Raw genomic sequence first — 14,167 nt, forward strand, 5'->3', positions numbered from 1 at the left:
GTACCGGGAACGGTTAACGAAAAACAACATGATAGGCAGCATGAGCCGAAAAGGGAATTGCTATGACAATGCCTGTATTGAGGCATTTCATAGTGTGATAAAGAAAGAGCTCATTTACCAAACCAAATTTAGAACTCGTAAACAAGCCTATGATGCCATTTACGAGTACATCGAGTTAGAGTACAACCGCATTCGCATCCACTCGACCATTAGCTACTTAACTCCACATGCTTGCGAGAAAAAGTACTACGAGCAACTCCAGGGAGCGTAAAGTTGTGTCCACTTTCTTGACAGAGGTACAAATGGCGGTCCCCGGCTCCGAGTAAGTTTGTTCAATAACGGCGCACGAATGGCGGTCCCCGGCTCCGAGTTATTGAACTTTGTTCAATAACGGCGCACGAATGGCGGTTCGCAGCTCTGAACTTAACTTCCCAGCATGCACCTCTAGCGATGAGTCGCGCTCCTACGCTTTTTCACCTAGGGTGTGACCGCCGGAGCTGGACATGAATACGCTAGTCACACCGAAGAGAGGAGCGAATGTCTTGGCCAACGTTAAGATCGCCATCGTAGGGGACTTCCTCATGAAGCGGCCCGTCATCGCGTCGGCTCGCCGCAAAGGCGGACGCTTCGAGTTCCACTCGCTTCTGCGGAAGGTTCGGCCGTACCTGAAGAGTCCGGACGTGACCATCGGCAACCTGGAGACGACGTTCTCCGGCTACCGAGGACCCGGGGTGAAAGCGAGCGGTTATCCGACGGAGTCCGTCCACCCGAGGACCGGATACCCGCGGTTCAACTGCCCGGATGAGCTGGCCTCCGCGCTGAAGGCCGCCGGGTTCAACGTTATGGTTACCGCGAACAATCACAGCATGGATGGAGGGGCAAGCGGCCTTAAACGGACGCTTGGCGTTCTGAACCGGCACGGCTTGAAGCATACCGGCACGTACCGAACCGCGCAAGGGGCGGGGGCGCCGCTGATCGTGAACGCGAAGGGGATGAAGATCGGCATCCTCTCGTACACGAGGGGGACGAACTCGATCCCCGTTCCGCAGCCCTGGATGGTGAACAAGATCGGCACGGCGGCAAGAATCTCGTCGATGATCCGAAAGCTTCGGGCCAAGACCGACTTCATCATCGTTTATTTGCATTTTGGAACGGAATTCCGGACCTACCCGAACAAGCGAGAGAAGAAGCTGATGAACGATCTTCTCTATCAAGGGGCGAACGTCGTCGTCGGGGCGCATCCCCACGTCCTCCATCCGGTTCATGTCGTTCGCAGCCGCGACCGGGACGGCCGGCTTCTCACCCGGGTAACCGGCTCCTCGCTCGGCAACTTCGTGTCGAAGAAGCTTCGCGGCCGTGAGGATTCGATCACCGGCATGATACTGGAGCTGACCGTCTCGAAGAACGGGCGGACGGATGCGAATGTATCGAAGGTCAGAAGGATCCGGACGAAGGTTCGAAGAGGATCCGATGGAATTTATCGCGTTGCCCGTGTTTCCCGCTAGCCCCACTCCCCTCCTCCAATTCCGGCAGCCCGCTCGACGGGCTGCTTTTTTGCGCGTCGGCCAATCGATTCGATATATTTTTCCAATCGTGCGAACCGTTCGGTCAAGACCCGGGTCTAATAATTAGAAAAAAGCGGAGAGAAGGAGGGGCGGCATTGGAGTGGATTGACGATGTTAAGCAAGCGCAGAAAGGCGATCAGTCGGCATTCGTTCGATTGATGAGATCGTTCGAGACGGTCTTGTACCAGACGGCGAAGGCGTTCTTCCATGGAGACGAGGACTGCGCCGACGCGATGCAGGAGACGGTTCTTCGCGCTTACCGTTCTCTCTCGGGACTGAAGGAGCCGGCGTACTTCAAAACCTGGCTCGTCCGGATACATATAAACGAGTGCAAAAGAATGCTTCAGTCCCGCAAGGTCTACGTTCCGCTTACGGACGGGATGGATCCGCAGGTCAACGAAGCCGGCTACGTAGTCATGGAGATTCGGGAGATGGTCGATCGGCTGGAGGCTCCGCTTCGGACCGTAATCCGGCTGTATTATTACGGCGATCTGACGGTCAAGGAGATAGCGGAACAGCTCAGCCTGCCGGAAGGAACGGTGAAGTCGCGTCTTCATCGCGCCCGGGAGCTGTTGGCCTCGCTGAACTGGGAGGGAAGAGAGAGGGGAGTCGGATACTCATGAACGAGTGGATCGATGAAGATATGCGCCTCAAGCAAGCCTTGTCGCACGAGCCGGAGACGATTCCTCCGATCGTCCGGGAGAAGATGGACCGGCTCTATGCCTCGCTTCCCGAGCTTGCCGAGGATCGCAGGCGTTATGCAAGGGGAAGGCAATGGCGACTTGGAGTGAGCGTTGTCGCGCTTGTTGCGATAATCGTGACTGCGGCGCTGTCGACTACGGCGACATCGAACTGGCTTCGACAGTTGGCGGGGGGAGATTGGGCTTTTACTACGGCGGGCAGCGGTTCGATTAGCAAGGGGCAAACGGTCGTCGATCAGGGGATCGAGCTGACTCTGAACCGGGTCATCTATGACGGAACGAAGCTGGCGGCGGGGTTCCGGCATGCACCGGGAATCCAGATCAAGCCGAGCCCCGGCATGCTTCATATCAACGGCGTGAGCGCCAAAGCAGTTACTCAGATGGAAGATGACAGAAAGAACGAGACGTTAGTCATCTTCTCCGATCTCCTTGGCCATCCCTCGGGCGTCTTCGAGCTGGAGCTTCAGGTGAACAATGTCGTGGACTCGCGCGGCGACCAACAGGAGAAAATTTATGGAAATTGGGTGTTCCGCACGACGGTTCAAGATTGGACGAAGAACGTGAGAGAGGTGGTGTACGATCCTCCTCTAAAGGCTAGCGGGGAAGGAATCGATCTTACCGTTACGGGACTCTCGGTCAGCCCTTTGACGGCTAAGCTGACCTTTGAGATTGCCGACCCAACGATGGACCTGCGGGAACAGGGAGAGAGAAACAGGGCAGAAACCTTGCCGAAAGGCGAGAGTAGGCAGGTAAAGTCCTTTAATTATCGGGTTTTTGACGAACTAGGGAACGAACTGCCGCAGCAGGGAATGTCCGGAGTAAGGGTAAACGAAGGGCCGATTCGTTATACCGCCGAATACGATATGGTAAATCCCGATGCCAAAGAGCTTCGATTGTCCGTGGTCGAAAGTACCAACAAGTTGACCAGCAACGGCGATGGGAGCTATTCGGGAGGAAAGACAGAACAAACAGTGGATATACCGATTACGAAGAAGACACCTTTCACGGTGGAACTGGGGGAATCAGCCAGCATTGAATTCCGTCGAATTGATCTTGGCCGGGTTAAGACAACGATCGATTACGTCGTGAAGGGAGATTACCCTTATCAAGGAATCGCGTGGGTTGTCGTTAATGAGTGGGGAATGAGCACCGTCTCGCTATTTCCGGAAGAGAGAATCAGGCTTGCAGACGAAGCGTATTCTTTCCGCGGCGAAATCGCTCATCTTGACGATCCATCCAAATACAGCATTCGAGCTATTCGTGTCGGGGCAGCTAATGTACGTCCGATTCCCGGCTTGGAACTCGCTATTCCGATCGAACAACGGCAACAGTAAGAGAAAAGAAGAGACTCTCGATCCCCGAGAGTCTCTTTTTTGTCGTCGAATAACAGTTGGAACCTCCCATCGGAATGAATAATTTAAGGTTTTACCTAGAAATTACAAAGTTCTACTCTTTTTGTATTTTCGAAGTGGTAGACTGAGGGGGAATTTTCTATTTCATAGGCTGAGGAGGAGAATAATGAAGAACGTGTCAAAACGGAAGTTAGGTTGGGCGAAGCTGGGACTAGCATTGACGATCCTGCTGCCGGGGCCGATCGGCCTCAGCTCGGTACTGCCGTCCGCATCGGCCGAAGGGCCATCCGATCCGGCGCCGTTTATCAACGCTAAGGTCACGAACGGGAACGCGGGCAAAAAAGTGCTGTTCGACAACACGCATGCCCAGACGTCGGGAGCGGCGGATTGGGTCATCGACGGCGGCTTCTCGGACTTCGGCAACGCGCTGGCCGGCGACGGCTTCTACGTGAAGGAGCTTCGCAAGGCAACTCCTTTTACTTACGATGACTTGGCGGATTACGACGTATTCGTCGTCGCGGAGCCTAACATTCCGTTCAAGACGAGCGAGCAGGCCGCCATGAAGCAGTATGTCGAGCAAGGCGGCAGCATCTTCTTCATCGGCGACCATTATAACGCCGACCGCAACAAGAACCGCTGGGACGGCTCGGAGAGCATCAACGGCTATCGCCGCGGCGCCTGGGACAACCCGGCCAAGGGCATGGACGCCGGGGAAGCCGCTTCCGGCGCGATGCAAGACGTCGCCAGCTCCGATTGGCTGGCGGACAACTTCGGCATCCGCTTCCGCTATAACGCGCTTGGCGATCTGAACGCCAACAACATCGTCGCGCCGTCGCAAGCCTTCGGCATTACCGAGGGAGTATCCGGCGTCGCGATGCACGCGGGCTCGACCTTGGCGATCGTCGATCCGACCAAGGCGAAGGGCATCGTGTACGTTCCGCAGACGAACGAGTCGTGGGCCAGCGCGGTCGACCAAGGCGTATACAACGGCGGCGGCGTAGCGGAAGGCCCGTACGTGGCCGTCTCCAAGCTGGGCGCGGGCAAGGCGGCCTTTATCGGCGACTCGTCCCCCGTGGAGGACATCACCCCGAAGTACCTGCGCGAAGATACGGGCGCGAAGAAAACGACGTACGACGGCTTCAAGGAGCTGGACGACGGCGTTCTGCTCGTCAATCTGGTGAACTGGCTGTCGGAGCAAGAAAGCTATACCGCCTTCGACCAAGTGCCGGGGCTGCAGTTGGATCAACCGACCGCGCTGTATTCCTACGAGCAGCCGGCGTATTCGACGGAACCCCAGGCGGAGCCTTGGGCGGCTCCGAATGCCGGATACCTATGGTATGACCGTTCGACGTTCAAGCCGGGCTCCTACGGCGGAGCGACGGTGACGGGAACTCCGGCATACAGCTTCACGACCCCTGCGTCGCTGTCCACGACAGCTCCGACGCAGATTCGCGTCAACTTCACCAACCTGCCGGCGAACTCGACGGTGTCGGGCTTCCAGATCGGCGTCTATCTGACGGGCGGAACCCAGGTCGGCAAGATCCAGAATGCCGACGGCACATGGCCGTCGAGCTACGGGTACAGCGCTTCGTTCAGCGTGACGACGGACAGCGCGGGTTCGGCTTCCAAGCAGCTCAACGTCCAGATCAATCCGACGGTGGCGAACGGAACGTCGGCTAGCCTAAGGCTTCGCCAGAACAGCACGAATCTGCTGACGAACACGGTCACGATCTCGAGCGCCTCCAGCCCGGGCATCAACGATCCGATTACCATCGCCGAAGCGAGAGCCAAGGCGGAAGGCGCTTCCGTCATCGTGGAAGGCGTCGTTACGACGGAACCGGGAGCGTTCGGAGGGCAAACGTTCTATCTGCAGGACGGCACGGGCGGACTTTATATTTACCAGACCGCGTTCGGTTACCATAAGGGAGACAAGTTGAAGATCAAAGGCAGCTTGGCCTTGTACAACACGGAGCTGGAGCTCTCCGATATCGCTTCGATCGAGAAGACGGGCACCGCTGCGCTGCCGGACGTCAAGCCGGTAACGTTCGTCGACGCCGGCAATCAAGGACAGCTGGTCAGCATCTCCAATGCGAAGATCACGAATATCGTAACGGCAAGCCCTGCCGGCTCCTTCGAATTCGACGCGGTTAACGAGGACGGAACGAACCATGTCCGCGTCGATACCCGCACGGGTCTCTCGCTTTCGACTTTCCCCTATAAGGAAGGTCAAGTCGTGGACATCCAAGGGGTATCCGCCGTCTTCAAGGGACTCTACCAGTTGAAGCCGCTCGGACTGAGCGATTTCACCTACCGTCCGGTGCTCGGCAGCGCGACGCTGTCTTCCGGCACGACGCTCCTGAAGGTCGGCGATACGGGAAGCGTTCAGGTTAGCGCGGAGCTTAGCGACGGAACCGCCGTCGACCTGTCTTCCGCGAGCATCGCATACTCCAGCAGCGATCCTTCGGTCACGGTAGACGGGCAAGGCAGCCTGAAGGCCGTGCAAGAGGGGACGGCGGAAGTCACGGCTTCCGTGACGCTGGGATCGGTGACGCTCGTCACGAATCCCGTCAAGATTACGGTCGTGCAGCCGCTCGCCGGCGCGGCTCCCGGCAAACCGGTTCTCACGGACAACAACGGCTTCGATAACGGCCTTCGGGACGGCAGCTATGCCGTGACGATGGACCTATGGTGGGGCAATAACGGTTCGGAGTACAAGCTATACGAGAACGGGAAGCTGATCGCGGACGTTCCGTTGACCGATGCGACTCCTTCGGGACAGCATGTCTCCATCGACATCTCGGGCAAGCCGAACGGGACGTACGTCTATACGTGCGAGCTTATTAACGTGTTCGGCTCGACGGCATGCGATTCCCATACGGTGACGGTAACGGACGCCAACCCGGGCAAGCCGGTTCTGTCCCAGAACAATTGGGACGGAGACGGCAACTACACGATCTGGGCGAACCTGTGGTGGGGCACCAACGGAAGCGAGTACAAGCTTTATGAGAACGGCGTCCTAGTAGACGACCAAGCGCTGACCGATGCGACTCCGGGCGGCCAGCAAGCCGGGACGGCCATCGAAGGCCGGGCACCGGGAACGTACGAATACCGCGCCGAATGGATCAATGCCGCCGGCATTACCGTCAGCGACGCGATCACGGTGACGGTCACTCATTGATGTGGCGAAGGCAGGCGAATAAACAAAGAAACCTTTCCCTTAGCGGGAGAGGTTTCTTTTCGTTAGGCTTTGGGGTCCGTTAGCCTTTATGGTTGCGAGGAAAATAGTCCGACAAGATCTTTAGGCTTTCTTCCCGCAAGAGGCCGGCAGTCACTTTAGGTTTATGGTGGGAGTTCTCGAACACGAGCTGAGAAGCATGGCTTCCCTGCTCGTCTAGAAGCTTGCATAGATCGATATCGCTGGCCGCATAAACGAGTCGCCCCAGCTTGGTCCAAACCATCGCGCCGGAACACATAAAACAGGGCTCGCAGCTAGAATATAACGTATAATCCTGCAGATCGGTGATACGCGTCTCCGCGCAGAATCTCCGCAGCAAGCCGGCTTCCGCATGGAATGTCGGATCGGTCGCCGTGTAGATCTGGTTCTCGTTGCTGTATACGATTTCGCCGTCTTTAACCAGCACGGCGCCAAAAGGCTCGTTCCCATGCTCAACGGCAAGCCGAGAGAGCCGAATGGCTTCCTTCATGAAAATTTCGTCTTGCCTCATCCTTTTTTTGCCACCTTCCTTCTAAATCTTTATGACAGTTATAACAAGGCATCTCATGAATGTCCAACGTTTAAGCGAAGTTAGGGAAGCAAAACATAGTAAAATAGTACCTATTGCAATTCCGAGTACTCCAATGTACTATTACAACATTACGGAAAAGAACAGTCATTGGAGGAATCGGTTATGCGCAAAAGTTGGTTTACTTTACTTACTCTCCTCGTTCTAGCGTTGATCGTCAGCGCTTGCGGAGGCAACAATAACAACGCCGGCAATTCGGCATCGCCTTCCGCATCGGCCGGAGCTTCCGAGTCCGCGGCGGCTAGCGGCGAGGCCAAAGACGGAGGAAATCTTATTATAGCCGTCGGGGCCGACCCCGTCATCTTGAACCCGATCTATGCGGGAGACCGCGTCAGCCTGACGATCGACCAAGCGCTGTACGCGCCGCTGTTCCAAGTGAACAACGGCAAGAAGACGTTCTACCTGGCGGACAGCCTGGAGCCATCCGCCGATAACCTGACGTACACGCTGAAGCTGAAGAGCGGCCTTACCTGGCATGACGGCCAGCCGCTGACGGCGGACGACGTGGTGTTCACCTTCGATAAGATTCTCGACGAATCGCAGAACAGCATGTTCCGCGAGAACCTGATCATCGGAGGCAAGCCGGTTCAAGCCGTTAAGGTGGACGACACGACCGTCGAATTCAAGCTCCCGCAGGTCAACCCGGCATTCGAAGCGACTCTCGTTCAGCTGACTCCGATTCCGAAGCACGTCTTCGAGAACGAAGCGAACATCGAGAAGAGCGCGAAGAACAACGCTCCGGTCGGTTCCGGCGCGTTCAAGTTCAAGGAATACAAGACCGGCGAGTACGTGACGCTGGAACGCTTCGATAACTACTTCGGCGGCAAGGCTCACCTGGATTCGATCACGTACCGCATCGCGAAGGACGCGAACGCCGCCAACCTCGCCCTGCAGAACGGCGAGATCAACGTGAAGTATCTCGACCCGCAGGACGTCTCCACGATCGAGAGCACGGGCAAGTTCGATATCGAGGCATACAGCGAAGGCCGCCTGGCGTACCTGCTCTTCAACGAGAACAGCGACACCGGCGCCCTGGCGAAGAAGGAAGTCCGCCAAGCGATCTCCTACGCGCTTAATCGCGAGGAATTGATCCAATTCGTTTACGGTTCGGCGGATTACGCGGATCCGGCGAAGTCCTTCGAGACTCCGGACGGCTTGTTCTTCACGAACGACGTCACGTCTTACGACAATGACGTGAACAAGGCGAAGGAACTGCTGGCATCCGCCGGCGTCTCCAACCTGAAGCTCCGCTTCATCGTATCGAGCGGCAACAAGGCTCAAGAATCGGCTGCCCTGTACGTTCAGCAGAAGCTGAAGGATGTCGGCATTACGGTCGAACTGCAGAGCCTGGACGCTTCCGCATACGGGCAGAAGTTCGTGGACCTGAACGCCAAGGACTATGAGCTGAGCTATGCCGGCTACATCATGGGCTATGACCCGGATGCCTACCGCATTCTGTATCAATCGACCGCGAACTCGAACTACGCGAAGTACAAGAACGAAGAGGTCGACAAGCTGTTCGACCAAGGCGCCGGCGAAGCCGACGCAGCCAAGCGCGGCGAGATCTACAAGCAGCTGCAAGAGATCATCGCGCAGGATGCGGTCATCTACCCGGCCGCTTATACGAAGACCATCGTCGCCATCGACAAGAAGTTCGGCGGACTGGACGAAGCCGTTCTGAAGCCGGTCGTGATCTTCGAGGATCCGTCCAAGCTGTACCTGAGATAAGAGCAAGGAAATACGAGCAAGGCCAAAAAATAAGCTGGCCGCGACCAGCTTATTTTTTGCATTAAAGGCATAGGAGACCTTCTATATGAGACAGCTTATCGCCAAGCGCCTGCTGCAGACGATCCCGCTCTTGTTCTTCGTATCGATCGCCTGCTTCGCCCTCATCAAGATGGCGCCGGGTGATCCGGTGCTGTCGTTCGTAACGCCGAACATGCATGCGGAGGATATCGAGCGCATCCGGCACAACCTGGGCCTGGATAAGCCCGCCTACGTTCAATATTGGCTCTGGCTTAAGGAGCTGTTCCAGGGCAACCTGGGGTATTCGCTCGTGAACCATCAGCCCGTCATGGATCAGATTCTGGAGCGCCTTCCTGCAACCGCGGGGCTAATGGGCTGCTCCATCGCTCTAGCCGTGCTGCTGGCGATTCCTCTCGGCCTCGCCGCAGGCTCGAACCGCGACCGCTGGCCGGACAAACTGATCAATTTATTTTCCTATATCGGCATTTCCGTTCCGTTATTCTGGCTTGCGATCCTGCTGATCTATTTCTTCGCCATTCATCTTCATTGGCTGCCCAGCATGGGCATGCGGTCGATCGGCGTCGATTCCGCCAGCGACGTGATCAAGCATGGCATCCTGCCCTGCGTCGTGCTCGCGTTCGGATTCCTGTCGACCTACGTCCGTTACATTCGCTCCAGCACGATCGGGCAACTGAAGGAAGAATACGTTCAGATTCAGTACGCCTTCGGCTCGTCCAAGAAGACGATCGTCTTCCGCCATGTGATGAAGCACGTGCTTCTGCCGGTCATCACGCTTCTGGGCATGTCGATGGCGGATCTGGTGACGGGAGCGATCGTGACGGAGACCGTCTTCTCGTGGCCGGGCATCGGTTCGCTCGGCATGACGGCGGTCAAGGGCATGGATTATCCCGTCATTATGGGGATTACGCTGTTCTCCGCGCTTTTCCTCATTATCGGCAACCTAATCGCGGACGTCCTGTACGGATTCGCCGATCCGAGAATCAAAGGAGCGAGGTGATCCCATGAATCGGACCAAATGGCGCAACGTCGGCCGCGAGCTCGTTCGGAACCCTATGGGAATCGTCTCGCTGGCGATTCTCCTAATCTTCATCTTGGGCTCCGTCTTCGCGTTCGTGTCCCCTTACGACCCTAACGCGCTTAACGCTCTTGAGCGCCTGCAAAGTCCGAATGCCGGCCACTGGTTCGGCACGGACGATTACGGGCGCGATTACTTCACCCGGGCCTTGTACGGCGGACGGGTCTCCCTGATGGTCGGCTTCTCCGCCATGATTCTGGCCACGACGATCGGCGTCCTCGTCGGCGTCGTCAGCGGCTACTTCGGGGGTTGGCTCGACAATCTGCTCATGCGCCTTCTTGAGGTTATTTTGTCCATTCCGACCTTCCTGGTCATGCTTCTGCTCAGCGTCTTCCTGAAGCCGGGACTCGGCAGCATCGTGTTGATCATCGGCCTGCTCATGTGGATGAACATGTCCCGGATCATCCGGGCGGAGACGCTGTCGATCCGCGAGCGCGAATTCGTGCTTTACGCGAAGGCGTCCGGACAGAGCAACTGGGGCATCATCGTTCGCCACGTGCTTCCAAGCCTCGTGCCCGTCATCATCGTCGCCGCTACGAACAACGTCGCGTCCGCGATCATGATGGAATCGTCGCTCAGCTTCCTCGGCTTCGGGGTTCAAGCGCCGAACGCGACTTGGGGCAGCATGCTGAACAGCGCTCAGGGCTTTATCGCCCAAGCTCCTTACATGGCGCTCTTCCCAGGCGGCTTCATCCTGCTGACGGTGCTCAGCTTCAACATTCTGGGAGACATTCTGCGCGTCGGCTTCGAGCCTAAGCTCACCAAGAGATAAGCGAGAGGAGGTTACGAATCATGGCAGACCGACTGCTTACGGTAGATAATCTGCAAGTCAGCTTCCACACCCGCGACGGGGAAAATAAAGCGGTGCGAGGGGTCTCCTTCCACATCGACAAAGGAGAAACGATCGGCATCGTCGGCGAGTCCGGCAGCGGCAAGAGCGTGACCGCGAAGGCGATCATGGCTCTGATCCCGCCTCCGGGCGAGATCGCCGGCGGCGACATTCGCTTTGACGGCGAATCGATCCGGGAGTTATCCGAGAAGCAATGGCGCCGCGTCCGCGGCAATCGGATCGCGATGGTGTTCCAGGATCCGATGACGTCCCTCAACCCGGTCAAGAAGATCGGGGATCAGATGACCGAGATCATCCGCCGCCACCGCCATCTCGGCAAGGCGGAGGCGCTGAAGGAAGCGATCGAGATGCTTCGCCAGGTCGGCATCACGGAGCCGGAACGCCGGGTCGCGCAATACCCGCACGAATTCAGCGGCGGCATGCGCCAGCGCGTCATGATCGCGATGGCGCTCTCCTGCCAGCCGGAGCTGCTTATCGCCGACGAGCCGACGACCGCGCTCGACGTGACGATCCAGGCGCAGATTCTGGATCTGCTCCAGGAGCTGAAGACGAAATCCAGCGCTTCGGTCGCCTTGATCACCCATGATCTCGGCGTCGTCGCGCAGGTCTGCAGCCGCGTGATCGTCATGTACGGCGGCATGGTCATGGAAGAAGGAACGGTTGAGGACATTTTCTACCGTCCTAAGCATCCTTATACCCAAGGGCTGCTGCGCTCCCTTCCGGAGCGCAAGGCCGGCTCGCGCGAGCGGCTCGTTCCGATCGAAGGGACGCCGCCCGACCTGCTGGACCCGCCTCCCGGCTGTCCGTTCCAGGAGCGGTGCCCGCATGCGATGGCGAAGTGCTCGCAGCTTCCGCCGCACTTCGCGATCGGCGAAGGCCATCGTTCGATGTGCTGGCTGAACGAGAACGAGGAAGGAGGCGCGGCGAATGGCGGACAGTAACATTCTGGTGGACGTCCAAGGGTTGAAGAAGCACTTCGTGAAGAGCCGGGATGTCTGGGGGCGTCCGAACGACTTCCTGAAGGCGGTCGACGGAGTCAGCTTCCAGATTCGCCGCGGCGAGACGTTCGGGCTCGTCGGGGAATCCGGGAGCGGCAAATCGACCGTCGGCCGAAGCATTCTGAGGCTCTACGATTACACGGAAGGAAGCGTCCGCTTCGACGGACAGGACCTCTCCAAGCTGGGCGAGAAAGCGCTGAAGCCCTATCGCCGGAGGATCCAATCGATCTTCCAGGATCCGTATTCCTCGCTGAATCCGGGCATGAACGTGCTGGAGCTGATCGGGGAGCCGATGACGATCCACGGCCTCTATCCGAATGGCGAGGAGCGGAAGGAAGCCGTTCTGTCGCTGCTGGATAAGGTGGGGCTCAAGCGGGAGCATCTCTACCGTTATCCCCATGAGTTCAGCGGCGGACAGCGCCAGCGCATCTCGATCGCGCGAGCCCTGTCCGTAAGACCAGACTTCGTCGTCTGCGACGAGCCGATCTCGGCGCTCGACGTCTCCGTTCAAGCCCAGGTCGTCAACATGCTGGAGGACCTGCAAGCCGAATTCGGCCTCACGTACCTCTTCATCGCGCACGATCTCTCGATGGTGAGGCATATCTCCGACCGGATCGGCGTCATGTACCGCGGCCGGCTGGTGGAGGTAGCGGAGAGCGACGAGCTCTACGGGAATCCGCTGCATCCGTACACCCGGGCGCTGCTGTCGGCGATTCCGATTCCGGATCCGCATGCGACCCGGGAGAGAGTCCTCTTCAAGCCCGACCCGGAGAGTCTGGAGCAAGCCGTGCTAAAGGAAGTCAGTCCGGGCCATTACGTGGCCTTAGCTTAAGCGAGGAGGAATGGGAGAGATGACGGACAAAGAAGCCAATCAGCGGATTAAGCTGTCCCAATGGGACGCTTTGCAGGTCGAGTCGCTTCGAGGGCTAGGCTGGTCGAACGAGGAGATCATCGAGAGAATCGAGCGTGGCGCCGAGCTGCCGAAGGACGAGAGCGTCTTCCAGTTCAACTATGAGGATCTGGCGGCTTTCGCCAAACAAGAACCCGGGTTATTCCGGGCAGCCGTTCGCGAGGGATACCAGATCAAGTACAACACCGTGCGCGGCATCCGCAGCTGGATCTGGGTGGCTTTCGGCTATGAGCCTCAGCTTGTGCTGGACGAAGGGCAGGAAGCCGTGCTGGCGGAACTGACCCCTGCCCAGCTTGAGCGGCTCCGGGATGTGCTGTCTTACGGCTGGAGAATCGTGCCGGAAGCGGAGGGCGGCGCAAGCGGTCCGTACCGGATCGAGCCGATTCAACGCTAACCGCTTTAACATTAAGATGGAGGCCAACCCTGCGGATGGGTTGGCCTTTCTATTTATGGTATGCTTAGAACCAAAGCTGTCCTTGAAGGAGTACCCATGAAGAATCTGCTCGTTACTGGCTACCGGGCTCACGAACTCGGCATTTTCAGCCAGAAGCACAAAGGAATCCCCTATATCAAACAGGCGATAGCGGCCAAGCTGATTCCGCTGGCGGAAGAAGGCCTGGAATGGGTGCTGACGCCCGGCCAATACGGAGTGGATCTGTGGGCGTGCGAGGTCGTCATCGAGCTGAAAAAGCAGTTCCCCGAGCTTAGGCTGTCGATCATGACGGCTTTCGCGAACCCGGAAGAGAAGTGGAAGGACGACCGCAAAGAGTATTATTTCGAGCTGCTCAAGCAAGTGGACTTCCATGCGCCGGTGAGCAAGCAGCCCTATAACGGAGTATGGCAATTCAAAGCCCGGGACGAGCTTCTGCTGCGCAAGTCGGACGGCATTCTGCTCGTTTATGACGAAGACTCGGGCGAAGCGAGCCCAAGGTACTTCAAAGAAGCGGCGCTGCGCCGGAACGCGAAGGACGGCTATCGCTATCTCTCGATCGGCGCGGAAGAGATCCAGAGCGTCGCGGAGGAGAATGAATCTCGTTATTTTGATTAAAATATAGCGACAATAGTCCTAATAATAGTAGAAATGATAGATGAAAATAATGGGACTCCGTGTTATGATCACTCCATAAGAACTATTTGGTTGGAGGG

13 protein-coding genes are annotated in these 14,167 nt (G+C 57.6%); 12 read left to right on the forward strand and 1 reads right to left on the reverse strand.

Annotated features, from left to right (window positions below; genetic code table 11):
- The 5 genes from ELR57_RS19810 to ELR57_RS19830 all read left to right on the forward strand — a co-directional run.
- Window positions 1–271: integrase core domain-containing protein (locus ELR57_RS19810; protein ID WP_148125556.1), on the forward strand; the 271-nt coding region annotated here is incomplete at its 5' end.
- A 271-nt stretch (window positions 272–542) separates the two neighbouring features.
- Window positions 543–1,505, forward strand: a complete 963-nt coding sequence (locus tag ELR57_RS19815) for a CapA family protein (protein WP_126960836.1) — start codon at window positions 543–545, stop codon at window positions 1,503–1,505.
- A 155-nt stretch (window positions 1,506–1,660) separates the two neighbouring features.
- Window positions 1,661–2,188 carry an RNA polymerase sigma factor gene (locus tag ELR57_RS19820; protein ID WP_126960837.1) on the forward strand — a complete coding sequence of 176 codons (528 nt, stop codon included), beginning with the start codon at window positions 1,661–1,663 and terminating at the stop codon, window positions 2,186–2,188.
- A complete protein-coding gene (locus ELR57_RS19825; protein WP_126960838.1) occupies window positions 2,185–3,600 on the forward strand; it encodes a DUF4179 domain-containing protein in 1,416 nt (471 codons plus the stop codon). The genes ELR57_RS19820 and ELR57_RS19825 overlap by 4 nt, the downstream gene beginning before the upstream one ends.
- Before the next feature lie 184 nt (window positions 3,601–3,784).
- Complete coding sequence (locus ELR57_RS19830) at window positions 3,785–6,796, forward strand: endonuclease (protein WP_126960839.1); 3,012 nt, start codon at window positions 3,785–3,787, stop codon at window positions 6,794–6,796.
- Window positions 6,797–6,875: 79 nt separating this feature from the next.
- On the opposite strand, the gene ELR57_RS19835 is transcribed toward ELR57_RS19830, so the two are convergent.
- On the reverse strand, window positions 6,876–7,343 hold the full coding sequence (locus tag ELR57_RS19835) for a nucleoside deaminase (RefSeq protein WP_126960840.1): 468 nt from the start codon (window positions 7,341–7,343) through the stop codon (window positions 6,876–6,878).
- A 183-nt stretch (window positions 7,344–7,526) separates the two neighbouring features.
- On the opposite strand from ELR57_RS19835, the gene ELR57_RS19840 reads away from it, so the two are divergent.
- The 7 genes from ELR57_RS19840 to ELR57_RS19870 all read left to right on the forward strand — a co-directional run bounded on the left by ELR57_RS19840 (window position 7,527) and on the right by ELR57_RS19870 (window position 14,069).
- Complete coding sequence (locus ELR57_RS19840) at window positions 7,527–9,149, forward strand: ABC transporter substrate-binding protein (RefSeq protein ID WP_126960841.1); 1,623 nt, start codon at window positions 7,527–7,529, stop codon at window positions 9,147–9,149.
- 85 nt (window positions 9,150–9,234) lie between these two features.
- Window positions 9,235–10,185 carry an ABC transporter permease gene (locus ELR57_RS19845; RefSeq protein ID WP_126960842.1) on the forward strand — a complete coding sequence of 317 codons (951 nt, stop codon included), beginning with the start codon at window positions 9,235–9,237 and terminating at the stop codon, window positions 10,183–10,185.
- A 4-nt stretch (window positions 10,186–10,189) separates the two neighbouring features.
- Window positions 10,190–11,035 carry an ABC transporter permease gene (locus ELR57_RS19850; protein WP_126960843.1) on the forward strand — a complete coding sequence of 282 codons (846 nt, stop codon included), beginning with the start codon at window positions 10,190–10,192 and terminating at the stop codon, window positions 11,033–11,035.
- A gap of 20 nt (window positions 11,036–11,055) precedes the next feature.
- Window positions 11,056–12,054, forward strand: a complete 999-nt coding sequence (locus tag ELR57_RS19855) for an ABC transporter ATP-binding protein (RefSeq protein ID WP_126960844.1) — start codon at window positions 11,056–11,058, stop codon at window positions 12,052–12,054.
- Window positions 12,041–12,943, forward strand: a complete 903-nt coding sequence (locus ELR57_RS19860; RefSeq protein WP_126960845.1) for an ABC transporter ATP-binding protein — start codon at window positions 12,041–12,043, stop codon at window positions 12,941–12,943. The genes ELR57_RS19855 and ELR57_RS19860 overlap by 14 nt, the downstream gene beginning before the upstream one ends.
- A gap of 19 nt (window positions 12,944–12,962) precedes the next feature.
- Complete coding sequence (locus ELR57_RS19865) at window positions 12,963–13,415, forward strand: hypothetical protein (RefSeq protein WP_126960846.1); 453 nt, start codon at window positions 12,963–12,965, stop codon at window positions 13,413–13,415.
- Between the two features lie 96 nt (window positions 13,416–13,511).
- Complete coding sequence (locus ELR57_RS19870; RefSeq protein ID WP_126960847.1) at window positions 13,512–14,069, forward strand: SLOG family protein; 558 nt, start codon at window positions 13,512–13,514, stop codon at window positions 14,067–14,069.
- Window positions 14,070–14,167 lie beyond the last annotated feature (98 nt).

This window comes from Cohnella sp. AR92 (genome assembly GCF_003990975.1).
Lineage (GTDB): Bacteria > Bacillota > Bacilli > Paenibacillales > Paenibacillaceae > Cohnella.

Bases quoted from the DNA above. Each gene is read 5' to 3' on its own strand.
- ELR57_RS19825 (WP_126960838.1), top strand. From the start codon at position 2,185: ATGAACGAGTGGATCGATGAAGATATGCGCCTCAAGCAAGCCTTGTCG.
- ELR57_RS19870 (WP_126960847.1), top strand. From the start codon at position 13,512: ATGAAGAATCTGCTCGTTACTGGCTACCGGGCTCACGAACTCGGCATT.
- ELR57_RS19835 (WP_126960840.1), bottom strand. From the start codon at position 7,343: ATGAGGCAAGACGAAATTTTCATGAAGGAAGCCATTCGGCTCTCTCGG.
- ELR57_RS19845 (WP_126960842.1), top strand. From the start codon at position 9,235: ATGAGACAGCTTATCGCCAAGCGCCTGCTGCAGACGATCCCGCTCTTG.
- ELR57_RS19855 (WP_126960844.1), top strand. From the start codon at position 11,056: ATGGCAGACCGACTGCTTACGGTAGATAATCTGCAAGTCAGCTTCCAC.
- ELR57_RS19865 (WP_126960846.1), top strand. From the start codon at position 12,963: ATGACGGACAAAGAAGCCAATCAGCGGATTAAGCTGTCCCAATGGGAC.
- ELR57_RS19840 (WP_126960841.1), top strand. From the start codon at position 7,527: ATGCGCAAAAGTTGGTTTACTTTACTTACTCTCCTCGTTCTAGCGTTG.
- ELR57_RS19830 (WP_126960839.1), top strand. From the start codon at position 3,785: ATGAAGAACGTGTCAAAACGGAAGTTAGGTTGGGCGAAGCTGGGACTA.
- ELR57_RS19850 (WP_126960843.1), top strand. From the start codon at position 10,190: ATGAATCGGACCAAATGGCGCAACGTCGGCCGCGAGCTCGTTCGGAAC.
- ELR57_RS19860 (WP_126960845.1), top strand. From the start codon at position 12,041: ATGGCGGACAGTAACATTCTGGTGGACGTCCAAGGGTTGAAGAAGCAC.